The following is a 23,481-nucleotide window of genomic DNA, read 5'->3' as shown; positions in this document are numbered from 1 at the left end:
CTACGCCGCGGCGAGCGGCGCGACGTCCTCCGACGCGGCCACCGCGCGGCGCTCGAAGCGCAGCTCGGGGTCGGCCACCGGGCCCTTGCGCAGGTTCTTGACGTCGGCCGCGTAGCTCATCGCGATCTTCCACGGGCCGACCGAGCCCTGGCGCGGGAACCTGTGCAGCGCGCGCTGCACGTAGCCGGCGCCGAAGTCCAGCAGCGGCCGCGACTCCATCGCCGGGTCGCTCGGATGCGGCACGCAGGTATCGCTCGCGGTGCGGTCCATCTCGCCGATCAGACGCCCGAGGAACTCGCAGACGATGTCGACCTTCAGCGTCCACGACGAGTTCGTGTAGCCGATGGCGAACGCGAAGTTCGGGACGTCGCTCAACATCATGGCCTTGTAGACCAGGTGCTCGTTCAGCGCGACGGCCTCGCCGTCGACGGTCAGCTCGATGCCGCCGAAGGCCAGCAGGTCCAGGCCGGTGGCGCTGACAACGACGTCAGCCTCCAGCTCGGCGCCCGACTCCAACCTGATGCCCTTCTCCGTGAACGAGGCGATGCGGTCGGTGACGACCGAGGCGTCGCCCTTCTTGATGGTCTTGAAGAGGTCGCCGTTGGGCACCGCGCACAGGCGCTGGTCCCACGGGTTGTAGGGCGGGTTGAAGTGCACGTCGATGGGAAAGCCCTCGGGCAGCTGGCGCTTGACGCCGGCGCGCAGGAGCGTCTTCAGCGCCTTCGGGTAGCGCCGGCTGATCGCGTACACCGCGCGCTGCTGGAAGATGTTCTTGCGGCGCGTCACCTTGTAGGCCAACTCGGGCGACAGGCGCTTCTTGAGCAGGATCGCGATCGGGTCCTTCTCGGGCACCGTCGCGATGTAGCTGGGCGTGCGCTGGAGCATCGTCACGTGCGCGGCGCCGTTGGCGGCCATCGCCGGGATCAGCGTCACGGCGGTCGCACCGGAGCCGATCACGACCACGCGCTTGCCCTCGTAGTCGAGGTCCTCGGGCCATTGCTGCGGATGGACGACCGTCCCCTGGAACTCCGCGAGGTTGGGGAACTCCGGCGTGAAGCCCTGCTCGTAGTTGTAGTAGCCGCTCGCGCAGAACAGCCAGCCGCAGGTGATCGTGACCGGCTCGCCGTCGGCCTCGGCGCTGACCGTCCAGCGCGCGGTCGCGCTGTCCCACGCGGCGCCCAGGACGCGGTGCCCGGTCCGGATGTGGCGGTCGATCCCGTTCTCGCTGGCGGTCTCGCGGATGTAGTCGAGGATCGCGGGGCCGTCGGCGATCGACTTGTCGTTGCGCCACGGCTTGAACTCGTAGCCGAACGTGTGCAGGTCGGAGTCCGAGCGGATGCCGGGGTAGCGGAAGAGGTCCCACGTGCCGCCGGTCGCCTCGCGCGCTTCGAAGATCGCGTAGGACTTGCCCGGCTGCTCGGTCTGGAGGTGGTACGCGCAGCCGATGCCGGACACGCCGGCGCCCACGATCAGGACGTCGACGTGCTCGATCGCGGTGGAGACAGAGGCGGTCATGATCAAGAGGATGCTCGAAGAAACGCCTTTGTACCAGGGCATTTCGCATCTGATTGCCGGTCATGATTGGGCGTTATGCCCAAGGTCGCGCTAGCCTCCGGCTCGATGTCGACCACCACCGCGATCTGGCCCGCTCCGTCAGCAACGGTCGCCGCGCTGATCCGTGAGGGCGCGGCCGCGTTCCTGGACGACCCCGAGACGCTCTTCGAGACCGTCGACGCCGCGGTCCTGGCCGCCACGCCGAGCCGCCTGAGCGCCGATCCGTCGATCACCGCGGCGACGATGGCGACCAACCACGCCAACATCCTGCACTGGGCCGCCGCCAACGTGCGCCGGCCCGGCGAGCCGGTCCCGGCCAACCTCTCGCCCGCGGTCGTCGACATCGCGCGCGACATCGTCCGGCGCGGGCTGGACGACTCGACGTCGCTCAACACCTACAGGATCGGCCAGAACGTGGCGTGGCGCTTCTGGATGGCGCGCGCGTTCGGGCTGACCGAGGACCCGGAGGTCCTGCGCGAGCTGCTCGACGTCACCGCGCGCTCGATCTTCTCGTTCGTCGATGAGACCGTGGAAGGCATCCAAGATCTGATCGACGCCGAGCGCGAGCAGCTGCTGCACGGCACGCACGCCGAACGGCTGGAGACCGTGAACCTGATCCTCGAGGGCGCGCCGATCACCGTCGCGCGCGCCAGCGAGCGGCTGCGCTACGAGCTGGGCGCGCGGCACACAGCGGCGGTCGTGTGGAGCGACGCCGACGGCGCGCTGGAGCCCGCGGCCGAGGCCTTGGCGCGCGCCGCGGGCGCGCGGGCCCCGTTCACGGTGTCGGCCAGCGCGCGGACGTTGTGGGTGTGGTGGGCCGACGGCGACCGCGAGCCGGACACCGACGTCCTGCCGGAGGGCGTCCGCGCGGCGATCGGCACGACCGCCTCGGGGCTGGACGGCTTCCGCCGCGCGCACCTCGACGCGCTCGCGACCCAGCGCCTGATGCAGCGCATGCCCGCCGACCGCCGCATCGCCCGCTACGAGGACGTCCAGCTCGTCACGCTCGTCGCCGCTGACGACACACGCGCCGCCGACTTCGTCACCCACACCCTCGGCGACCTGGCCACCGCGCCCGACGACCTCCGCGAGACGCTGCGGGTCTACCTCCGCGAGGGCTCCTCCGCCTCCCGCGCCGCCCGCGCGCTCTACACCCACCGCAACACGGTGCTCAACCGCCTCACACGCGCGCGCGAGCTGCTGCCCGCGCCGTTGGAGGGTCGCGGCCTGTCCGTCGCCCTCGCGCTGGAGGTCGTCCACTGGCTGGGGCCGCGGCCGTGAAGCGTTGCGCCACGGCCATCCTCCTCGCGCTCGTCTTCGCGGGCTGCGGCTCGTCGGCCACCGAGAGCGCCGAGCGGCCGGCGCTGGCGCGGGCCGCCGCGCCGCCGGTCCCCATCCTGCTCTACCACCACATCGCCGATCCGCCGCCGGGCGAGCGCAACGCGTCGCTGTGGACCACGCGCGCCCGGTTCTCCCAGCAGTTGACCGCGCTGCAACGTGCTGGCTTTCACGCGGTCACGCTCGACCGCGTCTGGCGCGCGTGGCACGGCGGGCCGAAGCTGCCGTCCAAGCCGGTGGTGATCAGCTTCGACGACGGCTTTGCCGAGCAGGACGCCATCGCCCGGCCGGCGCTCGCGCGGCGCGGCTGGCGCGGTGTGCTCAACCTCCAGCTCAACCACCTCAACATCCCGGGCGGGCTGTCCCGCGCGGCGATTGGCCGGTTCGTGGATGCCGGCTGGGAGGTCGACGACCACTCCGCCACCCATCCCGACCTCACCAAGATCTCCGGCGCGCAGCTGCGCGCCGAGATCACCGGCTCGCGCGCGACGTTCCGCGCCCAGCTCGGCATCGACCCCAAGTACTTCTGCTACCCGTACGGGAAGGTCAACGCGCGCGTGCGCGCCGCCGTCCGCGCCGCGGGCTTCAAGGCCGCCACGACGATCCTCCCCGGCCGCGCGACCGTCGCCGACGACCCCATGATGCTGCCGCGGATCATCGTGCGCCGGAGCACCACGCCGGCCGGCCTCGTCCGCCTCGCCTCGCGCGGCTAGAGCGGCAGCGCCATCCGCACGGTCGTCCCCGCGCCCGCGTGGCCGTCGACGGTCAGCGTCGCGCCGACCGTCAGCGCGCGCTCGCGCATCCCGCGCAACCCGATCCCCTCCGCTGCGCCGGGCATCAACCCAAGGCCATCGTCAACGACGGTGAGGGTGCCGTCCTCCAAGAAGGCCACCGTGATCATCGACGCGTGCGCGTGGCGGATCGCGTTGGACAGCGCCTCCTGTGCCACGCGGTAGACCGCGACCTGCGCGGCGCCGTCGAGCTCCGGGACGCCCTCGCCGATCGAGCAGGCGATCGGCACGCCGCCAGTCCGCCCAGCGCGGTCGCACAGCGAACGCAGCGCGTCGGCCAGCCCCAGCTCCTCCAGCGGATCGGGCCGCAGCTCGGTGATGATCGTCCGCACGCCCGCGAGGATCTCCTCGGCCAGCCCGCGGGCGCCGTCGCGGTCGCCGCGCTCCAGCATCAGCACGAGCGCGGTCAGGTCCTGGCTGGTCTGGTCGTGCAGCTCGCGCGCGATCCGCAGGCGCTCGGACTCCGAGGCGTCGAAGCTCGCGGTCGCCGACGCCTGGCGCTCGTGCTCCAGCCGGTCGATCATGTCGTTGAACGCGTCGGTCAGCTCGGCGAGCTCGCGCGGCGCGTGCTCCTCCCGCGGCACGCGGCGCCCGGGCACGAGCAGGTCGACCGTGCGCATGTCGCCGATCAGCCGCGATAGCGGACCCAACGCGCTGCGCAGGAGCACCAGGTCCACCGCGAGCAGGATCACGATCCCGAGCGCGAGCACCACGATCTGCTCGGCCTTCGGGTCGACATCGATCGACGCCGGCGTCAGCACCAGCGCCGCGCCGGCCGCGACCAGCACGAGCGCGTTGAGCCCGAAGATGCGCGCGAAGAGCGTCACGGGGGCCGCCTACGGCTCGACGAGCCCGTGGCGGATCGCGTAGCGGGTCAAGCCGACGCGGTCCTTGAGCCCCAACTTGTCGAGCGCGTTGCTGCGGTGGCGCTCGACCGTGCGGTCGCTGATGTGCAGCAGCGCGCCGATCTCGCGGCTGCTGTGGCCCTCGGCGATCAGCTTGACGACCTCGGACTCGCGCGGCGACAGCGCCTCGTCGGACGGCGTGCCGTCCAGCCGCGACACGAACTCCGCGCCGTCGAGGACCGCGCGGCACGCGGCGACCAGCTCGTGGTGGGCCGCCGACTTCAGGACGTAGCCCGAAGCGCCGGCCGCGCGCGCTTGAGCGACGAACCGCGGGTTGTCGTGCATCGACAGCAGCAGCACCGGCAGCGCGGGCCGCTGCTCGGCGAGCTGACGCGTCGCGTGGATCCCGGTCAGCAGCGGCATCGAGACGTCGAGGATCGCGAGGTCGAGCTCGGTCGCCAGGGCCGTCCGGACCGCTTCGGCGCCGTCGGCGGCCTCCGCGACGACGGTCATCCCGGGCTCGGCGTCCAGCATCAGGCGCAGCCCGTGGCGCACCAGGCGGTGGTCGTCGGCGAGCAGCACGCGGGTCATCGTGGACTCCAGGCTAGACGCATCGCGGGGCGCGATGGGTGTCAGCACCCATGGTCCAGACGGCGTTGCCCGGTGATCATGGCCCCACCTCGACCAGAGGGCGAAGCGCCCCCGCCGGACTTTCGACAGATGGACAAGGCGAGCGCGGTCGACACGGAACAGACTCCAACAGTCACTTGGGCCTAGCTTTATGCGGGTCGCGACTACTTAGGAGTTTGGATGAAACGTACCCTCATGCGGGCGGTCGCCGGCACGTTTGCCGCTGCGCTGCTCGTCCCCGCCGTCGCGGCGGCGCAGGACGGCCCGACGATCGAGACGGTCGCCGGCGAGCTGAACGTCACCTGGGTCCTGGTGGCGACCGTGTTGGTGTTCTTCATGCAGGCCGGCTTCGCGTTGTTGGAGATCGGCTTCTCGCGCGGCAAGAACGCGGGCACCGGGATCGCCAAGATCCTGGTGAACTTCGCGGTCGCGTCGATCGTCTGGTGGGCCTTCGGGTTCGCCTTCGCCTTCGGTGGCGACGGCTGGCTGCTGGGCGACAGCGGCTTCCTGTTCCAGTACGGGCGGGACGTGGCGGGTGAAGGGGCGTCGGGCGAGACCGCCTCGTTCTTCATCTTCCAGTTCATGTTCGCCGCGGTCTCGCTGGCGATCGTCTGGGGCTCGACCCTGGAGCGGATCAAGTTCGTGGCCTACCCGATCTTCGCGGTCGTGTTCGCCGGCTTCATCTACCCGCTGATCGCCCACTGGGGCTTCGGCGGCGGGCTGTTCGCCGAGATCGGCGACGGCGTGCAGGACTTCGCGGGCTCCTCGGTCGTGCACCTCACGGGCGCGACGGCGGCGCTGAGCGCCTGCATCTTCCTCGGGCCGCGGCGCGGCAAGTTCGACGCCGACGGCAAGCCGCGCGCGATCCCGGGCCACTCGATGCCGCTGTTCGGCCTGGGCGTCGTGATCCTCTGGCTCGGCTGGTTCGGTTTCAACGGCGGCTCGACGCTCGGCACCGGCGGCAACTCGTTCGCCGAGGTCATCAGCGTCACGAACCTGGGTGCGGCGGGCGGCGTCATCGGCGCGATGATCGCCCTGGGCCTGACCGTCAAGAAGCTCGACGTCGGCATGATCGGCAACGGCGCGATCGCCGGCCTAGTTGCGATCACCGCGCCCTCGGGCTACGTGGAGTTCTGGGCGGCGCCGATCATCGGCCTCGTCGGCGGCATCATCGTGGTCTACGGCGTGTTCGCCATCGACAAGTACATCGATGACCCGATCGGCGCGACCAGCGCCCACGGCCTGGCCGGCATCTGGGGAACGCTGGCGTGCGGGATCTTCACCTCGCCGCGGCTGGCCGAGTCGGTCGGCATCGGCAACGAGGGGCTGGTCTACGGCGGCGGGCTCAAGCAGCTCGGCGTCCAGGCGGCTGCGGTGTGCCTGACGTTCGTGACCGTGTTCGTGTTGTCGTCGATCACCTTCGCGGCGATCAAGGCGACGGTCGGGCTCCGCGTGTCCCCCGAAGAGGAGGACGCCGGCCTCGACATCTCCGATCACGGCATGTACGGGTACCCGGAGCAGTTCATCCCGACCGCGGAGCTGTACACCGCGGGCGACGGCAAGACCGAGGTGGTGGCATGAAGAAGATCGAGGCGTACCTGCGCCACGAGGCCTTTGAGCCGATCCGCCTCGAGCTGCTCTCGCTTGGCTTCCCGTCGCTGACGATCAGCGAGGTCAAGGGCTCGGGCCGCCAGAAGGGCATCACCGAGCGCTACCGCGGCGCGGAGCTCACGAATTACCTTCGTCCGAAGATCAAGCTGGAGTGCGTGGTCGCCGACCGCGACGTCCAGACGATCGTCGACACGGTGCTCAAGCACGGCCGGACGGGCCAGGTCGGAGACGGGAAGGTCTTCGTCTCCCCCGTCGACGAGGCCTACCGCGTGCGCACCGGGGAAGCGGGCGAGGAGATCCTGCAGGCGCATCCGGACGCGGCGGCGACCTCCTAGTCGAGTCGTCACGTCTCACGCGCAGGCGCCATCCGGCGCGGCGGCCACCCTCATTGGGCCGCCGCGCCATCGGCGCTTCTAGGCGTCGAAGCGGTAGGACTGCAACAACACGCCGTTCTCCAGCGTGCGGGAGGAGGCCAGCGTCAGCGGGAGCGGGTCGGTGGTCTCCGGGAAGATCCGGATGCCGGAGCCGAGGATGACCGGGAAGACCTGCAGGTTGAGCTGGTCGACGAGGCCTTCGGCCATCAGGAAATGGGCGAGCGTCTGTGAGCCGGCGACGAGGATCGGCCCGTCCGCGTTGGCCTTCAGGTCGGCGACGCGTGCCGCGACGTCGTCGGCGATGACGGTGGTGTTGTCCCACGGCGAGGAGCCGAGCGTCGTAGAGACGACGACCTTCTTCATCGTGTTGATCTTGTCGGCCATCGCGCCCTCGCGCTCCGGCCAGGCACCGTAGAAGGACTCGTAGGTCACGCGGCCGAGCAGGAGAACATCGGCGGCCTCCTGCTCCTCGCCCTTGTAGGCGCCGAGCGCGTCGCTGAAGTGCGGCCCGACCCAGCCGGCGTGCGCGTAGCCGGGCTCGCCGCCCGGAGCCTGCATGACGCCGTCGAGGGAGGCGAAGGTGGTGATGATCAAGTCGCTCATGTCGTATAGGACGCTACGCGAGTCGGGAACTCATCGGCACGCGGCGGCGCCGCCGTATGAGGGCGGCGCGGCGTCCGCGCCGGTCGCCCACGACGAGGCCTGCGTGGTCGGGGTCAGGTCGAGGCGGTGGTCGCCGCGGGCGAGGTCGTCGTAGCGCAGCCAACTCTTGGTGTAGGCCTTGCCGTCGAGGCGGGCCGACGCGATCGAGCGGCGGGCGACGCCGGCCTTCGGCGCGCGGACGTCGAGCGTGCCGTGCGCCAGCTGCACTCGCACGCGGTCAAACAGCGGCGCGGTGATCGCCAGCACGCCAGAACCGGGCACCGCCGGCGAGAGGCCGATCGCGCCGAACGCCCACCACGCCGACATCTGGCCGCCGTCGTCGTTGCCGGGGAAGCCGCCGGGCGTCGGCTTGTACAACGTGGTCAGCGCGCGGCCGACGACGGCCGATGCCGCGCCGGGGCGACCGAGCCAGTTGTAGATGTAGGGCGTCAGCAGCGTCGGCTCATTGCCCAGGAACGCGTTCGCGCTCGCGGCACCCGCGTTCAAGTTGGAGAAGAACGCGTCGAGGCGCCCGCGGGCGGCGTCGGTCCCGCCGAGCGCGGCGACGAGGCCCGCGACGTCCTGGGGCACGAACCACGTGTACTGCTCGGCCGTGCCCTCGACGAAGCCCTCGCCGCCCGCCGCCGGGACGCCGATAAACGCGCCGGTGGCGGCGTCGCGCGGTGCCATCAGGCCGGTCGCGGGGTCGAGCGTCGTGCGCCAGTTGCCGGCGCGGGTCGCGAACGCGCCGCAGGTCTGCGCGTCGCCGGCCGCGCGTGCCACGCGGGCGATCGCGAAGTCCGCCAGCGCGTACTCAAGCGTCGTGGACGCCGTCCCCCAGACCTTGGCGGGCGCGAACGTCTGGCCGGAGCTGTCGGTCTGCTGCTCGTGGCCGACGTAGCCGAGGCGCAGGTAGTCGGCCAGGCCGGCGCGCTGGTAGTACCAGCCGCCGGCTAGGACCTTCGGCGCGGTCGCGCCGTCGACCATCGCCTTCAGCGCGGCCTTGACGTCGAAGTCCCGCGCGCCGAACGCGTGCGCGCCGGCGATCAGCAGGTCGGCCGGATCGCCAACCATCACGTTGGTCTGGCCGTCGAGCACCGGCCACTTCGGCAGCCCGCCGCTCTGGCGCTGGTCGGCGACCATGCTCGTGACCAGATCGGCCGCCTGACGCGGCGCCAGCAACGCCATCAGCGGCATCTGCGAGCGGTAGGTGTCCCAGCCCGAGGTGTTGGCGTACTTGTCGAAGCCCTCCGCGCGATGGATCTTGTCGTCCATGCCCATATAGCGGCCGTCGGCGTCGCTGAAGACGTTGGGCATCACCTGCGCGTGGTAGAGCGACGCGGCGAGCAGGCGGCGGTTGGTGGGCGTGCCGCCGTCGACCTGCACGCGATCGATCTGCGACGCCCACGCCTTGGTCGCGCGAGCGCGCATCGCGGCGAACGTGCCGCGCGCGTCGGCGGCGAGGTTCGCGCGGGCGCCCGCGACCGACACGGAGGAGATCGCGACGCGCGCGACGACCGGCTTGTTGGTGTCGAACGACGCGTAGGCGCCGGCCAGCGCGCCCTGGGTCGGGTTGCCCTCGATCGCCTTCGGCCCGCCGGCCAGACGCTTGTACTGCAACAACAGCGGCCCGGTCTCATGGCCGGCGACCGCGTCGCGGACGTGGCGCGAGGACTTGGCGAGCTTCGCGCGCGTCCACGTGCCGTAGGCGGCGAACGGTCGGTCGAAGCGGGCGACGAAGTGCAAGGTGTAGCGGTTGGGCGCGTAGCAGAAGCCGCCGGAGCGGATCGTGCCGGTGATCTCGCGCCGGCGCGGATCGACGCGCAGGTCGGAGAGCAGGTTCCCCATCCCGCTGCCGCCTGCGTTGACGAGCACCGAGCCGCGCTTGGCGCCGTGCGGGAACGCGATCCGCATCGCGCCGGCGCGCGTGGTCGCGGTCAGCTCGGTCCCGATCGCGCGGGCGCCGGGGTTCAGCGTGACGCGGTAGTCGCCCGGCCGCGCGACCTCGCCCTTGTGCGTGTACTTGGCCACGTACTGCGGGGCGACGTCGTAGGAGGCCTTCGGGGACGGCGACGTGTCGACCGGTGCGGTCGTCGGCAGCAGCGGCAGGTCGAGCAGCCCCGTGCAGCCGGTGCCCGACAGGTGGGTCGTCGTGAAGCCCTTGATCTGCGAGTCGACGTAGGAGTAGCCGCCCGCCGGGTTGTCGACGCCCGGGTAGGTGTCGGGGCTGAGCTGAACCATCCCGAACGGCGCGACCGCGCCCGGATAGGTCGCGCCCGCGCCGCCGCCCGTGCCGAAGTCGGCGGCACCCTCCTGCGTGCCGATGCGCGTGTCGACGCTCTGCGACAGCGGCGCGGCGGCCGCGGCGGCCGATCCCACGCACGCGCACGCCAACACGGCCGCGAACGCCGCGACCCCTCCCCCGATGCGGACCATCCGCTGATCCTAATGCCGTGAGGGGACGGCGATCAGGACCTCATCGCCGTCCCGCAGCGCGACCGCCGCGGAGGGCGCGCCGTGGCGGATCGGCAGGCCGGGGCCGGGTCCGCCGAGCCACGCGTCGAGCGCCGCCGCGTCGGTCGGCCACGACAGCCACGCGACGCCGATCGGATCGACGCCGGGCGCGTGCGGTGCGACGGAGCACGACGGGCTGGACGCCGGGTCGTCCCAGCGCAGGAAGAACGGCAGCCCGCGCGGGATCGCCTCCTCTGCGCCGGCCATCGACCACGACAACAACGAGCCGTCCGGCCGCTCGCGAGCGCCGCGCTGCTGGTCGACGCCCGCCCGCGCACAGGCCGCGTCGAGGTCGTCGGGCTCGACCGCGAAGCCGATCAGCCCTTCCCCGTCGCGCACCGCGCGCCCGAACGCGCTCTCCCCCGCACGCGCCGGATCCTCCACGGTCACTAGCTCCAGGTACGCGCCGCCGAGCGGGACGATCGCGTTGCGCGTCCCCCACGCCGGATGCACACCGCCGGGCAGCGCGGCGAGGCCGGTCGCGTCCCGTAGCGCCGCGGCCGCGGTGTCCAGATCGGCGACGGCGTAGATCAGGTGGTCGAGGCGGATCACGCCGCCACGGTACGCGCCACCGCGGCGGCGGTGCCCGCACCCGCGACGTCCCCGCGCTCCAGCGCTCGGCGCCGCCAGCGGACGTAGTGCGGGCCGAACTCCCGCAGCGGGCCGACACGCAGCGGCCCCGACGCCTTCAACCCCATGCACAACGCCGCGAACGCCGCCCGCTGCTGCGCGCTCCAGGTCTGCCCGAGCCGCTCGCGCAGCACCGGCGGCAGCATCCCGACCGTCGTCAGCTGCAGCTGCGCCGACATTGGCACGCGCAGCGCGCGCCACACGCCCGGCCGCAGCCCCGGGACCGCCGGCCGCGCCGCGTAGCGCAGGGTGTCGAGCACCTGCGGGACCGCGGGCGTCCACGCCAGGTCGCGCTCGATCGTCTGCTGCGCGTAGGCCTCAAAGCCCGCCCAGTCGTCCGGCAGGTCGCGCGAGCGCACCCCGATCAGCCGCCCGACCTGGAGCCACTGCGCGTAGAACGCCTCGCGCTGCTCGGCGCTCATCGGCGTCGCGAACCGGCGGCAGCCTTCAACGATCCCCAGCGCCAGCGTCGCGTGCACCCACGCGAACGCGTCCGGCTCCATCGCGCTGTAGCGCTCGCCGTCGTCCCGCACGCCCCGGATCCCCTTGTGCATCCCGCGCACCCGCGCGCCGATCGTCCCCGCCAGCTCCGGTCCGCCGTAGACCGTGCCGTGCACGTAATCCAACGTCCTCAACAACCGGCCCCACGGATCCGACACGAACGCGCTGTGCTGATGCACGCCCGCGCCGACCGTCGGATGCGACACCTGCAACAACAGCGCGTAGCCCGCGGTCGCCAGCATCCGGTAATCGCAGAACGCGTTCCAGACCGGCGACCCCATCTGGGGCGCCAGCTCCGGCCACTCGGCGCGATCGGGCAAGGTTGACACGCCCTGCCAGCGTAACCGCTCAGCGCTTCTTCTTGGCGGCCTTCTTCTTCGCCGGCGCCTTGGTCACCTTCGCGCTCGCGGTCTTGCCGCGCGCACCGTCGGCTCGGACCGCGGTCACCTTCACCGTCCCGGTCACGGCAGCTGCGACGCCGGGCACGCGCAGCGTCTTGGCCGCGCGCTTCAACGTGTAGATCTTGCCGATGCCGTTGCCGAGCGTCACCCGGACCTCTTGCGACGCCGCGTTGGCACCGGGGACCCAGGTCAGGACCAGCGCGCCGCTGCGGTGCACCGCGCGCAGCTTGCGCGCCACCCCCGGCTTGGGCGGCGGCGGGACGGTGAAGGACCCCAACGTGATCTCGCGGACCGAGAGGCCGTCGCGCTCGACGACCGCCGTGACGGTCCGCTTGCCGCCGCGCAGCGTCTTCGGCGTCCAGCGCACCTTGCCCGCCGTGCCCTTGGCCACCGTGAGCTTGCGCAGCACGCCCGAGCCCTGCTCGTAGAGCGTCACGGTCTGGCCGAGCGCGCGGTCGGCGACCTTCCAGGCCAGCGTCCGGCCCAGGCCGCGCTTGGCCGTCTTGGCGACCTGGCCCGTCACCTTGATCGGCGGCGCGTCGCGCGCGACCTGCAACTGCGCGACGCCCGGCGATCCGGGCGCCGTCTCCAGCGTCCACGTGCCCGCCGCGGGCTTGGGGATCAGGAACGACTGGCGCTTGGCGTCGGGCTCGGCGACCGCCCAACCCGCCCCGGTGCGCTGCACGCCCGACGCGACGCCCGCGTAGCGCGTGCCGTCCGGGGCGACCAGCGTCGCCAGCGGCACGCCGCTGTCGCCGGTCGCCACGACCGTCAGCTGCTTGAGCCCCGCGCCGACCGTGATCGGCCGGCCGCCGCCCGCCTGCGCGGCGTGCGCCGCGGCCGACGCGCCCTGCGCGACCTCATAGGGCTCGGTGTCGCAGAGCAAGGGCATGAAGTCGGGCACGATGTCGCCCCAGTACAGCCCGGCGCCCGCGCTGACGCTCAACGGCGGGACGCCGAACTCCGCGCACGCCGCGATGCCCTTGGACGAGATCACGGCGCTCGCGCCGACCGACGCGTCGCCGAGGCAGACCTTGCCCTGGCCCTTGGCGTTCATCTTGAAGCCGCTGCCGACCGACACGAAGCCGTCGACCTTCGCCTCGACCGCCGCGACGCTCTCGCCGCACGTGCCGATCCCGGCCTGCGCGCCGAACGAGATGTCGCCCGGGAAGGTGTAGTCGAAGTAGCCGCTGCCGATCTTGTACCCCAACACGTAGACCGGCCCGTCCGCGCGCAGCGAGAACGGCGACGTCAGCCGCAGCTTCAGCGTCCCGAAGTCGTCGTAGGGGTGGCCGACCGCGATCAGCGGCTCGCCCGGCGACGGTCCGCCCGCGACCACGACCTTGCCGGTCAGCGTCAGCGGGTCGACCTTCAGGCCCAGCCCCGCGTAGCGCAGGTAGACCAGCGGCGGGTAGAGCTCGCGGCCGGGGGCCGGGAACTTCGCGTCGATCGACAGCTCGTCGAGCTTGCCGTTGGTGATGATGATCTGCGCGCCGAGGTCGACGCCCGACCCCTCGGTCCCCGACGGCGCGAAGTGCAGTGCGCCGGTCCAGCGCGCCGGATCTGAGGTGTAGGACAGGTCGAGGTCGTGGAAGCCGTAGCCGAGCGTGTCGATGTGGGCCTTCAAGCCGTCGAGCCGCAGGCCGGTGAAGTTGTCGGCCTTGAAGTCCATCTCGGCGGTGACGCCCGTGAACGGCGACGGCAGCCGCAGGAACCCGTGCAGGTTCGAGGAGCCGTCGGCCTTAAGCGTCAGCGTCGCGTCGCCGGTGAGCGCCAGCCCCAGCAGCTCGGCGCCGTAGCCTGCCGCGTCGAGGTCGATCGCCGCGCCCGGCTTGGTCCACGTCCCGGACGCCGGGAACGTCCAGTCCACCGCGCCCTTGCCGACCTTGATCGGCCCCATCGTCACCGTCGTCGCCGTCCCGGTCGCCTCGAGCGTCCGCTTGGCGGTGTCGACCGTGACGACCTTGCCCTTGGGGTCGACCGTCACGCCGTTGACCAGGAACGGCGCGCTTGTCGTCAGCTGCGTCCCGGTCGTCTTCTTGAAGCACCCGGTCGCCAGCAGCTTGGCGACGCCCAGCACCGGTGCCTTCACGCACGCCGGGTCGGGCGGCGTCGGCACCGGCGGTCCGCCGCCGGGCGGCGTCGGACCGGGCGGGTCGGTCGGGAACGCCGACGTCGGGCCGCCGACGCGGCCGATGTAGACGTCGTCGTCCTCGCCGCTGCCGGTGCGGGCGTCCCGCGTCCACACGGCAACGCCCGCACCGTCGGCGCCTGCCGCCAGCACCGGGCTCGTGTTCGACGTCCCCTGGTCGAGCGTGATCCCGTACTGCGGCCACGCGTCGCCGGTCGCCGACGCGGAGTAGACCAGGCCGGTCGAGCTGGAGCCCGCGTAGCGCTTGGTGTTGGACAAGAACAGGGCATGGACGTTGGAGCCGCTGTCCATGAAGACGCGCGGGTCGTGCGTCTGGTCGTCCTCGCTGACCGTGACCGGTGCCGCGAACGTGTTGTTGGCGTTGTCGAAGCGCCGCAGCGTGACCCGCCAGTCGGTGCCCGCGACCTGCTGCTCGGTGATCAGCGACGGCGCCGCGACGCCGTTGGAGGCCAGGTCGATGTCCGACGACGTCGCGCTGGCGGGCAGTACGCCCTGCGGCTTCCAGTTGGCTGCGCTGGTGATCGAGCCCGTTCCGCCGTAGACGCGCCACTTCAGCTCGCCGGTGTTCGCGTCGCGCGCGACGACCAGCGGCGTGGCGGCGTCGACGAGCCCGACGTCGGACTCATAGGACGACGGGACGAGGTTGTCGACCGCCGACTCGCTGAGCCCGCCGGTCGTCGACCCGAAGGTCAGCCGCGCGCCCGGCGTGCCGATCGCCGAGAGCCAGCCGATCTGGTGCGCGCCCGGCCCGAAGATCGTGCCCTGGTGGCTGTTGCCGACCTGCGTGGCGTTGTTGGTGTAGGTGGTGATGCGCTTCGGCGCCGCCCACGCGTTGTCGCTCGCGTCGGGCGCCAGCGAGGCGATGTCGTAGATCCCCGCGCCCTGGTTGAACGGCGCGGCGCCCTGCTGCCAGATCGACACCAAGACGTGGACGATGCCCGTGCCCGGCTCGCGCACGACGTCGTCGTCGAAGCCGAGCGTGCCGCTCGCGCTCCAGGACATCGTCGCTGCGCAGCCCTCGGTGCCGGGCGCGACGCGGCAGTAGCGCGCGATGGGCGCCCCGCTGCTGTCGTCCTCGTAGACGACGTGGGCGGTGCCGTCGGGGCCGGCGACCGCCTGCGGCGAACCTCCCGTCCCGATCAGCGTCTTGGCGTCGGCGGAAGGGACCAGGAGGACCGCGGCCGCCGCGCACGCCGCGGCGAAGGTTCGATTGCGCACGCCGGCAGCCTAATCAGGGCTGCCGACGTACGCCATCGAGATGGCGCGTGCGGACTTAGCCCGCGACGCGGATCAGCTTCTTGTTGACGAACTCGTCCGCGCCGTAGCGGCCGAGCTCGCGGCCGAAGCCGGACTGCTTGACGCCACCGAAGGGCAGCTCGACGCCCTCGGCGCCGACGGCGTTGATGAACACCATGCCGGCCTCGATCTTGTCGGCCACGCGCAGGGCCTGGTCGCTGTCGTTGGTGAACACGTAGGAGCCCAGGCCGTAGGGCGTGTCGTTGGCGAGCGCGATCGCCTCGTCCTCGGAGCCGGCCTTGTAGACCTGCGCGACCGGTCCGAAGAACTCCTGGCCGTAGGCGGGGTTGTCCTTCGTGACGCCGGTGATGACCGCCGTCTTGAAGAAGTTGCCCTCGCGGCCGCCGCCGGCGACCAGCGTCGCGCCCGCGTCCAGGGCCTCCTGGACCTGCTGCTCCAGGCGGTCGGAGGCCAGCGACGAGGACAGCGGGCCCATCGCGGTGCCCTCCGCCTTCGGATCGCCCGGCTCGACCGCGGTCAGCGCGGCGGAGAACTTCTCCAGGAACGAGTCGTACAGGTCGTCGGCCACGATGAAGCGCTTGGCCGCGTTGCAGGCCTGGCCGCCGTTCTCCAGCCGGCCGCCGACCGCGGACTCGACGACCGCGTCGAGGTCATCGGTCTTCAGCACCAGGAACGGGTCGGACCCGCCCAGCTCCAGGACGACCTTCTTGAGGTGGCGCCCGGCCTGCTCGGCGACCGCCGCGCCCGCCCGGCCCGAGCCGGTCAGCGAGATGCCCTGGACGCGTTTGTCGGCGATGACCGTCGAGATCTGGTCGTTGGTCGCGTAGATGTTGGTGTAGGCGTCGGTGGGGACGCCGGCCTCGTGGAAGATCTTCTCCATCGCCGCCGAGGACTCGGGGCACTGCGGCGCGTGCTTGAGCAGGATCGTGTTGCCGATCACCAGGTTCGGGCCGGCGAAGCGGGCGACTTGGTAGTAGGGGTAGTTCCACGGCATGATCCCCAGCAGCACGCCGACGGGCGTGCGACGGATGAACGCCGAGCCCTCGCCGTCGAGCAGCTCGATCGCCTCGTCCTCGAGCAGCTTGGGGCCGTTCTCGGCGTAGTACTGGTAGATGGCGCCGCTGAACTCCACCTCGCCGACGGCCTGCTCGATCGGCTTGCCCATCTCACGCGTGATGATCTCGGCAAGCTCCTGCTTGCGCTCGTCGTGCAGCGCCCCGACGCGGCCGATGATCGCCGCGCGCTCCTGGATCGGGGTGTCGGCCCACGACGAGCGCGCGTCGTAGGCGCGGCCGATCGCGCCCTGCAGCTCGTCGTCGGTGATCGTCGGGTAGGTCTTGAGGGTCTCGCCCGTGGCGGGATCGACAACGGCGTAATCGCTCATGGCCCTATTGCATCACGCCCGCACAGTGCCTGAGCGTCGGCCCGCCGACGATCGCGTGCTCCAGTTCGGAGTACGGCGCTGCGGCCACTAGGGTGTGCGGGTGCCCCAGCTCGTCCTCGGCCCGCTGCTGCGCTACGTGGATGACGAGGTGGCGACCGTGTGGGTGCAGGCCGACGCGGCCTGCGAGGTCGAGATCCTCGGGGTGCGCGAGCGGACGTTCTGCGTGGAAGGCCACCATTTCGCGCTCGTCCCCGTGCCTGGGGCGAGCGGTACCTACGACGTCAAGCTCGACGGTGAGCGCGTCTGGCCGCGCGACGACGACCCGTTCCCGGCGCCGTCGATCCGCCTGATCGAGCCCGATCGCGCGATCGACGTCGTCTTCGGCTCCTGCCGCATCACGCGCCCGCACGAGCCGCCGTTCGTCCTGCGCGGCCACGAGGACGCGGACGGCCAGGGCGTCGACGCGCTGCGCGCCTACGCGCTCCGAGCGGCCGCGGCCGGCGGCGGCGACGCGCTCCCCGACCTGATGCTCATGCTCGGCGACCAGATCTACGCCGACCAGCCCTCGCCCGCGCTGAAGGAGCGTTTCGACGCACGCGCCTCCGAGCGCCCGGACGACGCGCCGCGCGACGAGCTCGCCGACTTCACCGACTACGCCGACGCCTACTTCGAGGCGTGGTCGGATCCGGTAATCCGCTGGCTGCTGTCGACCGTGCCGGTCGCGATGGTCTTCGACGACCACGAGATCCACGCCGAGTGGCGGATCTCCCAGGGCTGGCTGGACGAGATGAACGCCGAGTCCTGGTTCGACCGCCACATCCGCGCCGGCTTGGCGGCGTACTGGGTCTTCCAGCACATCGGCAACCTCGCGCCGCGCGAGCTGGCCGACGGCGGGTTGTACGAGAAGGTGATCGAGGCCGACGACGCGGCCGAGCTGCTGGCCGCGCGGATGGACACCGCCGGCCATCAGCGCGGGCACTCGCGCTGGAGCTTCGCGCGCGACGTCGGCGACGCCCGGCTGGTCGTGATCGACTCGCGCGCCGGCCGCCAGGTCACGCCCGGCAACCGCAAGCTGATCTCCGACGACGAGTGGGACTGGGTGCGCGCGCAGGCCAGCGACCCGTCGCGCCACCTGCTGATCGCCTCGTCGGTGCCGTTCCTACTGGCGCCCGGGCTGCACCACGTCGAGGCGTTCGACGAGGCCTTGGCCGACGGCCGTTGGGGACTCCCGAAGGTCGGCGAGAAGCTGCGCCGCCTCGGCGTGCTCGACCACTGGGCGTCGTTCCAGCAGACCTTCCAGCGCTTCGCGGAGCTGATGGACGAGCTGTCGCGCGACCGTGACGGACGCAAGTCCATCGTGTTGCTCTCCGGTGACGTGCACCACTTCTACCTCGCCGAGGTCGGCTGGCGCGAGAACGTCGGCCCGCGCGTCCCGGTCTGGCAGGCCGTCTGCTCCGCTTTTCGCAAGGAGCTCGCGCCCTACGAGCGCGCGGCGATCATGTTCGGGCACTCCGCGACCGGCGAGCGTCTGGCGCGGGGATTGTCGCGCGCGATCGGCGTCAAGCCGCTGCCGCTGGACTGGCGCGTGGTCGAGAAGCCGGCCTACGCCAACCAGATCGCGACGATCACGCTTGACGGCGACGCGGCCGCGCTGCACATCGAGGCGGTCGAGGACGACTGGCGCGACCCGCGCCTGCACGTGGCCTTCACGCGCGCGCTGACGTAGGGCGACGCCGTCCTTTGTGGCGTCCGGCGCGGGCGGTGTCGGCGGCGCGGGGCGCGGTCGGAGCGCATCGAAGGAATGCAGCCGGGTTGGCGTGGCCACCGCTCGTCGTCGTCCGCCGCCGCCGCGACGTCGTTGATCGTCGCGCGGCACGTTTGTGTTGCATGGGAACACGAACGTGCCGCTCGACGACGCTTCGGCCCTGAACCGCCCTCCGCGCTCACCCCCGCGCCAGTGCCGTGAACGGCTCCAGCGCGGCTGGGTTGGCCAGCGCGCCGCGCGCGACGGCCTGCTCGACCGGGTGGCCCATGAGGATCCGCTTGACCGGGACCTCCAGGACCTTGCCGGACAGCGTGCGCGGGACCTCGGCGATCGGGCGGATCTCGGATGGCACGTGGCGCGGTGAGCAGTCGGTGCGGATGCGGGCGCGGATCCGCTGCACGAGGTCGTCCGTCAGGCCGGCCTCACCGTCGCGCAAGACCACGAACAACGGCATCCACCCGTCGACGTCGACGACCAGCGCGTCGACCACATCATCTTCGGCCAGCACCGCACGGTAGATCTCGCTCGTCCCCATCCGCACGCCGCCGCGGTTGATGGTGGAGTCGCTGCGCCCGTGGATGATCGCGCTGCCGCGGTCGGTGATCTCGATCCAGTCGCCGTGGCGCCAGACGCCGGGGTAGACGTCGAAGTAGGACTCGCGGTAACGGGTTTGCTCGGCGTCGTCACCCCAGAACCCGACCGGCATGCACGGCATCGGCTCGGTGATCACCAGCTCGCCGACCGCGTTGACGAGGGCATTGCCTTCCGGATCCCACGCCTCGACGCGCGCGCCCAGCGCCGGGGCCTGGAGCTCGCCGCGGTACACCGGCAGCGTCGGCACACCGCCGACGAACGCGGTGCACATGTCGGTCCCGCCGCTCATCGAGAACAGCCACGGGTGGTCGAGCTGCTCGGCGACCCAGTCGTAGTCCTCGGGCGCCAGCGGCGATCCGGTCGACCCGACCGCGCGCAGCTTCGGCAGCGCGGGCGGCAGGTTGTCGTCCTTGCGGCAGGCGGCCAGGAACGCGGCGCTCGTGCCGAAGATGGTGGTCTCGGTCTCGGCGGCGAGCCGCCAGAGCGCGTCGCCGCTCGGGGTGCCGTCGTACAACACGATCGCGGCGTCGGTCAGCAGCATGCCGACTAGGAAGTTCCACATCATCCAGCCGGTCGTCGTAAACCAGAAGACGCGGTCGCCGGCGCGGGCGTCGACGTGCAAGCGCCCCAACTTGAGGTGCTCCAGCAGCATCCCGCCGTGGCCGTGGACGATCGCCTTCGGCAGCCCGGTCGTGCCCGAGGAGTACAACACCCACAATGGGTGGTCGAACGGCATCCGCGCGAACGTCAGGACGTCCTCGTGCGCGGTCAGCTCGTCCCAGGAGCGCGTGCCGAGGACCGCGACGTGCTCGACGCTCGGCAGCTCGCGCGCCAGCCGCTCGACGACCTCGGCGCGGTCAAAGCGCTTGCCGCCGTAGGTGTAGGCGTCGACCGCCAGCAGGACCTTCGGCTCGATCTGCGCGAAGCGATCGACCACCGACTGCGCCCCAAACTCCGGCGCGGCCGACGACCACGTGGCGCCCAGCGACGCGCAGGCCAGAAACGCCGCCATCGTCTCGGGCACGTTTGGCATGTAGGCCGCGACGCGATCGCCCGGTCGCACGCCCATCCGCCGCAAGCCGGCGGCGATCCGCGCGGTCTGCGCGTGCAGCTCGCCCCAGCTCCACGAACCGAGCGCGCGGCCTTCACCCGCGAAGAAGAGCGCGGTCGAGGCCTCGTCGCGGTCGCGGAAGACGTGCTCGGCGTAGTTCAGCGAGACGCCTTCGAACCACCGCGCACCCGGGAGCTCGCGGCTGCTCAACACGGCCTTCGGCCGCCCCGACGCCTGCACGTCGTAGCGCTCCCAGATCGCCTGCCAGAAGCCCTCGACGTCATCGGTCGACCAGCGCCAGAGCTGGTCATAGGACTCGGTGACCCGCACCGAGCGTGTCTCCTCGATCCAGCGCGCGAACGCGGTGACCTCCGCGCGTTCGATCTCCTGCGACGACGGCTGCCATACGACCATGGGACCGACCATCTCCGAGACAACCGCCGCCTGTCCAAGACATAGATGCTCTGAGACTCATGCCACGCCGGCATTCAACCCACCCAGGTGGGGGGTATCCGGTGCGTGTGCCTTCCCCTGGGAGGACGATCTGCGCGATGGATGCCGGGATGGAGCGGTCGCATGCCCACGTGGCGATCTCGGCGCTCGAGCTGCTGGTGGAGGTCCTCGCGCGCCCGGTCGACGCCGAGGGCGACAGCGAGGAGCGGTTCTACTCGCACTTGGCCGGCGCGGTCTGCCGGCTGGCATCGATGCGCCGCGCGCTGATCTTCCGCTACGACGACGCCACCCGCCGCGTGCGCGTCGCGGGCACCCACGGCGTCGACCCGGCGGCGTTCAAGGACACCCACATCTCGGTCGAGCTGGCGCCGCTGGCCGCCACCGCGCTGGCCGAGGACCGCGTCGTCGAGGCGCTGCCTGGCAGCGAGCACCCGATCTCCCCGCAGTTCGCCGAGCTGGCCGGGACCGGCGCGCTGATCTACGTGCCGATCACCGCGGGCGACCGCTGGCCGGGCGTGATGCTGCTGGAGCCCGAGCCGGAGGTCCTCCCGCTCGACGCCGCGCTGCGCAACTTCCTATGGGCCTTGGGCAAGACCTTGGCCTTGGTCTCCATCGCTCGGATCGCGACGTTCCACGGCGAGCGCGCCCGCCAGCTCGAAGACCGCCTCGACCTCGCGCGCGACATCCACGACCGCGTCATCCAGCGGCTCTTCGGCGTCTCGCTCGCGCTCACCCGGCCGCTGGACGACGACGCCCGCGCGCGCTGCGGCGACGAGGTCCAGACCGCGCTGGCCGACCTGCGCACCGCGCTGCAGCGCCCGCTCGGACGGCCGTCGCGCGCGACCGGAACGACGCTCGCCGACGAGCTGACGCGGCTCTCCGCGCGCCACCCCGACCTGCATCTGAACGTGATCACGCCCGTGCCGGTGCTCCCGGTGGCCTTGGAGCCGCTGGCGCAGTCGGTGCTCGCCGAGGCGGTGCGCAACGTGCGCAAGCACGCGCGGGCCTCGGAGACCGCGGTGCGCGTCAAGAGCGAGAACGGCGTCTTCGTGCTGGAGGTCTCCAACGACGGCGCGCGCGACGCGGCCGACCGTCCGCCCGGACCCCCGGGCATGGGCCTGCGGCTCGCCGCGCTGGAGGCGATCCAAGTTGGTGGGGTCGTGGAGTTCGGCGCCCAGCCCGACGGCCGCTGGCAGGTGCGCCTCGCGGTGCCGACCGAGACGGAGGACTTGACGTGAGCGCGGGCGCGGCGGGCGGGTTGAAGGTCTTGGTCGTCGACGACCACGAGGTCGTCCACTGGGGCTTCCGCGTCATGTTGTCTGAGCTGTCGTGGGTCGAGCGCTGCCTGTCGGCCCGCAACGGCGCCGAGGCCGTCGCCCAGACCCGCAAACACGCCCCCGACGTCGCGCTGGTCGACCTCTTCGTCGGCGAGGAGTCCGGTCCGCAAATCTGCGAGCAGCTCCACCTCGCCCACCGCGACGTCAAGGTATTGCTGATCTCCGGCGCCGGGCGGATCTCGGCCGAAGCGGCGGCCGCGTGCGGCGCGGCGGGCTTCGTCCCCAAGGACTGGCCCGCGGCCGACATCGCCCGCGCCGTCCGAATGGTCGGGCTGGGCATGTCGATGTTCGAGCCCGAGGCCGCCGACGCGCCCGGAAACGGCCCCCACCCACCCCTGACCCCGCGCGAGCGCGAGGTGTTGGAGTTGGTCGCCACCGGCGCGACCAACCGCGAGATCGCCGCGCGGCTGCACCTCTCGCCGCACACGGTCAAGGAGCACACCTCGTCGCTGTACCGCAAGCTCGAGGCGCGCAACCGCGCCGACGCCGTCCTGCGCGCCCAGCGCCTCGGCCTGCTGACCTAGCCCGGGGGTTCCCAGGCCCCCCGCTCGGGGGGTTGTCACACGCGTCGGGTGCCGCGCGCGCCACCGTGCGTGGCAATGGCCATCATCTTGACCGGAGCCACCGGCTTCCTCGGCGGCGAGCTGCTCGTCCGCCTGCTGGAGCACTCCGATCACGAGGTCATTGCCTTGATCCGCGCGCCCGACGATGCGGCCGCGGCCGCGCGCCTGGACGCCACGCTCGCCGTCCTGCTCCCGCCCGGCACCGTGCCGGACGGCCGCGTGCGCGCGGTCGCGGCGCATCTCGACCAACCCGGCATGGGACTGCCGGCCTCCTCCAGAGACGCGCTCGCGGCCGACGCGCAGGCGGTCGTCCACTGCGCGGCGTCCGTGTCCTTCAGCTTGCCTTTGGACGAGGCGCGGACGATCAACGTCGGTGGCACGCGCGCGATGCTCGACCTCGCCGCCGCGGCGCCGGACCTGGAGCGCTTCGTCCACGTCTCGACCGCGTTCGTCGCCGGCGACCGGCCCGGCCCGTACCGCGCGAGCGAGGGCGACGTCGGCCAGCGGCCGCGCAACACCTACGAGCAGACCAAGCTCGAGGCCGAGTCCTCCGTGTTGGGCGCGGAGCTGCGCAACACCTCCATCTTGCGCCCCTCGATCGTCGTCGGCGACTCGCGCACCGGCTGGACCCCGGCGTTCAACGTCATCTACTGGCCGCTGCGCGCGTTCGCCCGCGGGCTGCTGCCGGTCGTGCCGGGCGACCCGGGCGCGCCGGTCGACGTCGTCCCGGTCGACACGGTCGCCGACGCGCTCCTGGCGCTCGCCGTCGGGCCGCCGCGGTCCGGCACGTTCCACGCCGTCGCGGGCGACGCCGCGCCGACCGCGGGGCGTCTCAGCGAGCTGGCGGCACGCTTGTTCAACGCGACCCCGCCGAGGTTCGTCGGGCCGGGCGCCGCGCCGGAGATCGAGCGCCGCGCCGGCGCGTTCCTGCCCTACTTCCGCGTGCGCGGGCGCTTCTCCTCGGACGCTGGCGCGCTCGCCCCCGCCGCACCGCCGCTGGAGCGCTACCTGCCGACACTGCTGCGCTACGCCGACACCGCCGCCTGGGGCCGCGTCGCGCTCCCGCGCTGGAGCTCCCCGGCATAGGTCACCAA

At 72.1% G+C, this 23,481-nt stretch carries 18 protein-coding genes; 8 read left to right on the top strand and 10 right to left on the bottom strand.

Features of this window, described 5'->3' with window-relative positions; all coding sequences use genetic code 11:
- Window positions 1-1,515, bottom strand: a complete 1,515-nt coding sequence (locus ACT01A_RS24605) for a flavin-containing monooxygenase (RefSeq protein WP_445149751.1) — start codon at window positions 1,513-1,515, stop codon at window positions 1-3.
- A 105-nt stretch (window positions 1,516-1,620) separates the two neighbouring features.
- Between ACT01A_RS24605 and ACT01A_RS24600 the strand changes: the two genes are divergently transcribed.
- Both ACT01A_RS24600 and ACT01A_RS24595 read left to right on the top strand, forming a co-directional pair.
- On the top strand, window positions 1,621-2,835 hold the full coding sequence (locus tag ACT01A_RS24600) for a PucR family transcriptional regulator (protein ID WP_445149750.1): 1,215 nt from the start codon (window positions 1,621-1,623) through the stop codon (window positions 2,833-2,835).
- Window positions 2,832-3,605: a polysaccharide deacetylase family protein gene (locus ACT01A_RS24595; protein WP_445149749.1), complete on the top strand. Its 774-nt coding sequence runs from the start codon at window positions 2,832-2,834 to the stop codon at window positions 3,603-3,605. Before ACT01A_RS24600 ends, ACT01A_RS24595 begins: the two co-directional genes overlap by 4 nt.
- On the opposite strand, the gene ACT01A_RS24590 is transcribed toward ACT01A_RS24595, so the two are convergent.
- Window positions 3,602-4,510: an ATP-binding protein gene (locus ACT01A_RS24590; protein WP_445149748.1), complete on the bottom strand. Its 909-nt coding sequence runs from the start codon at window positions 4,508-4,510 to the stop codon at window positions 3,602-3,604. The genes ACT01A_RS24595 and ACT01A_RS24590 overlap by 4 nt on opposite strands.
- 9 nt (window positions 4,511-4,519) lie before the next feature.
- Window positions 4,520-5,119, bottom strand: coding sequence for a response regulator (locus ACT01A_RS24585; protein WP_445149747.1), 600 nt, complete (start codon window positions 5,117-5,119; stop codon window positions 4,520-4,522).
- Window positions 5,120-5,338: 219 nt separating this feature from the next.
- On the opposite strand from ACT01A_RS24585, the gene ACT01A_RS24580 reads away from it, so the two are divergent.
- Both ACT01A_RS24580 and ACT01A_RS24575 read left to right on the top strand, forming a co-directional pair.
- On the top strand, window positions 5,339-6,739 hold the full coding sequence (locus tag ACT01A_RS24580) for an ammonium transporter (protein WP_445149746.1): 1,401 nt from the start codon (window positions 5,339-5,341) through the stop codon (window positions 6,737-6,739).
- On the top strand, window positions 6,736-7,104 hold the full coding sequence (locus tag ACT01A_RS24575; protein WP_445149745.1) for a P-II family nitrogen regulator: 369 nt from the start codon (window positions 6,736-6,738) through the stop codon (window positions 7,102-7,104). Before ACT01A_RS24580 ends, ACT01A_RS24575 begins: the two co-directional genes overlap by 4 nt.
- Before the next feature lie 78 nt (window positions 7,105-7,182).
- Here the strand turns inward: ACT01A_RS24575 and ACT01A_RS24570 are convergent, their stop codons facing one another.
- The 6 genes from ACT01A_RS24570 to ACT01A_RS24545 are packed head-to-tail and all read right to left on the bottom strand — an operon-like array spanning window position 7,183 to window position 16,624.
- The gene (locus ACT01A_RS24570) at window positions 7,183-7,746 is read right to left on the bottom strand and encodes a dihydrofolate reductase family protein (RefSeq protein WP_445149744.1); all 564 of its coding nucleotides are present in this window, start codon (window positions 7,744-7,746) and stop codon (window positions 7,183-7,185) included.
- Between the two features lie 30 nt (window positions 7,747-7,776).
- Window positions 7,777-10,221, bottom strand: coding sequence for a GH92 family glycosyl hydrolase (locus ACT01A_RS24565; protein WP_445149743.1), 2,445 nt, complete (start codon window positions 10,219-10,221; stop codon window positions 7,777-7,779).
- A gap of 9 nt (window positions 10,222-10,230) precedes the next feature.
- Complete coding sequence (locus tag ACT01A_RS24560) at window positions 10,231-10,851, bottom strand: VOC family protein (protein ID WP_445149742.1); 621 nt, start codon at window positions 10,849-10,851, stop codon at window positions 10,231-10,233.
- A complete protein-coding gene (locus ACT01A_RS24555) occupies window positions 10,848-11,759 on the bottom strand; it encodes an oxygenase MpaB family protein (RefSeq protein ID WP_445149741.1) in 912 nt (303 codons plus the stop codon). The genes ACT01A_RS24560 and ACT01A_RS24555 overlap by 4 nt, the downstream gene beginning before the upstream one ends.
- A gap of 19 nt (window positions 11,760-11,778) precedes the next feature.
- Window positions 11,779-15,201, bottom strand: coding sequence for a hypothetical protein (locus tag ACT01A_RS24550; RefSeq protein WP_445149740.1), 3,423 nt, complete (start codon window positions 15,199-15,201; stop codon window positions 11,779-11,781).
- A gap of 55 nt (window positions 15,202-15,256) precedes the next feature.
- Complete coding sequence (locus tag ACT01A_RS24545) at window positions 15,257-16,624, bottom strand: NAD-dependent succinate-semialdehyde dehydrogenase (protein ID WP_445149739.1); 1,368 nt, start codon at window positions 16,622-16,624, stop codon at window positions 15,257-15,259.
- A 100-nt stretch (window positions 16,625-16,724) separates the two neighbouring features.
- Between ACT01A_RS24545 and ACT01A_RS24540 the strand changes: the two genes are divergently transcribed.
- Window positions 16,725-18,350, top strand: a complete 1,626-nt coding sequence (locus ACT01A_RS24540) for an alkaline phosphatase D family protein (RefSeq protein WP_445149738.1) — start codon at window positions 16,725-16,727, stop codon at window positions 18,348-18,350.
- 217 nt (window positions 18,351-18,567) lie between these two features.
- Here ACT01A_RS24540 and ACT01A_RS24535 read toward each other — a convergent pair whose 3' ends face one another.
- Window positions 18,568-20,448: an acetoacetate--CoA ligase gene (locus tag ACT01A_RS24535; RefSeq protein WP_445149737.1), complete on the bottom strand. Its 1,881-nt coding sequence runs from the start codon at window positions 20,446-20,448 to the stop codon at window positions 18,568-18,570.
- Window positions 20,449-20,585: 137 nt separating this feature from the next.
- On the opposite strand from ACT01A_RS24535, the gene ACT01A_RS24530 reads away from it, so the two are divergent.
- The 3 genes from ACT01A_RS24530 (at window position 20,586) to ACT01A_RS24520 (ending at window position 23,473) form a co-directional block, all read left to right on the top strand.
- Window positions 20,586-21,725, top strand: coding sequence for a sensor histidine kinase (locus tag ACT01A_RS24530; protein ID WP_445149736.1), 1,140 nt, complete (start codon window positions 20,586-20,588; stop codon window positions 21,723-21,725).
- Entirely contained in the window at window positions 21,722-22,348 is a 627-nt protein-coding gene (locus ACT01A_RS24525) for a response regulator transcription factor (protein WP_445149735.1), read from the top strand. The genes ACT01A_RS24530 and ACT01A_RS24525 overlap by 4 nt, the downstream gene beginning before the upstream one ends.
- Before the next feature lie 75 nt (window positions 22,349-22,423).
- Complete coding sequence (locus tag ACT01A_RS24520; protein ID WP_445149734.1) at window positions 22,424-23,473, top strand: SDR family oxidoreductase; 1,050 nt, start codon at window positions 22,424-22,426, stop codon at window positions 23,471-23,473.
- Window positions 23,474-23,481: the final 8 nt, after the last annotated feature.

It is taken from the genome of Baekduia sp. Peel2402 (assembly GCF_052567285.1).
Note: the sequence above shows the minus strand (reverse complement) of the source record. Positions and strands in the feature narration are given on the sequence as shown.

Bases quoted from the DNA above. Each gene is read 5' to 3' on its own strand.
- ACT01A_RS24535 (WP_445149737.1), bottom strand. From the start codon at position 20,448: ATGGTCGTATGGCAGCCGTCGTCGCAGGAGATCGAACGCGCGGAGGTC.
- ACT01A_RS24520 (WP_445149734.1), top strand. From the start codon at position 22,424: ATGGCCATCATCTTGACCGGAGCCACCGGCTTCCTCGGCGGCGAGCTG.
- ACT01A_RS24580 (WP_445149746.1), top strand. From the start codon at position 5,339: ATGAAACGTACCCTCATGCGGGCGGTCGCCGGCACGTTTGCCGCTGCG.
- ACT01A_RS24585 (WP_445149747.1), bottom strand. From the start codon at position 5,119: ATGACCCGCGTGCTGCTCGCCGACGACCACCGCCTGGTGCGCCACGGG.
- ACT01A_RS24565 (WP_445149743.1), bottom strand. From the start codon at position 10,221: ATGGTCCGCATCGGGGGAGGGGTCGCGGCGTTCGCGGCCGTGTTGGCG.
- ACT01A_RS24600 (WP_445149750.1), top strand. From the start codon at position 1,621: ATGTCGACCACCACCGCGATCTGGCCCGCTCCGTCAGCAACGGTCGCC.
- ACT01A_RS24545 (WP_445149739.1), bottom strand. From the start codon at position 16,624: ATGAGCGATTACGCCGTTGTCGATCCCGCCACGGGCGAGACCCTCAAG.
- ACT01A_RS24570 (WP_445149744.1), bottom strand. From the start codon at position 7,746: ATGAGCGACTTGATCATCACCACCTTCGCCTCCCTCGACGGCGTCATG.
- ACT01A_RS24605 (WP_445149751.1), bottom strand. From the start codon at position 1,515: ATGACCGCCTCTGTCTCCACCGCGATCGAGCACGTCGACGTCCTGATC.
- ACT01A_RS24575 (WP_445149745.1), top strand. From the start codon at position 6,736: ATGAAGAAGATCGAGGCGTACCTGCGCCACGAGGCCTTTGAGCCGATC.
- ACT01A_RS24530 (WP_445149736.1), top strand. From the start codon at position 20,586: ATGGATGCCGGGATGGAGCGGTCGCATGCCCACGTGGCGATCTCGGCG.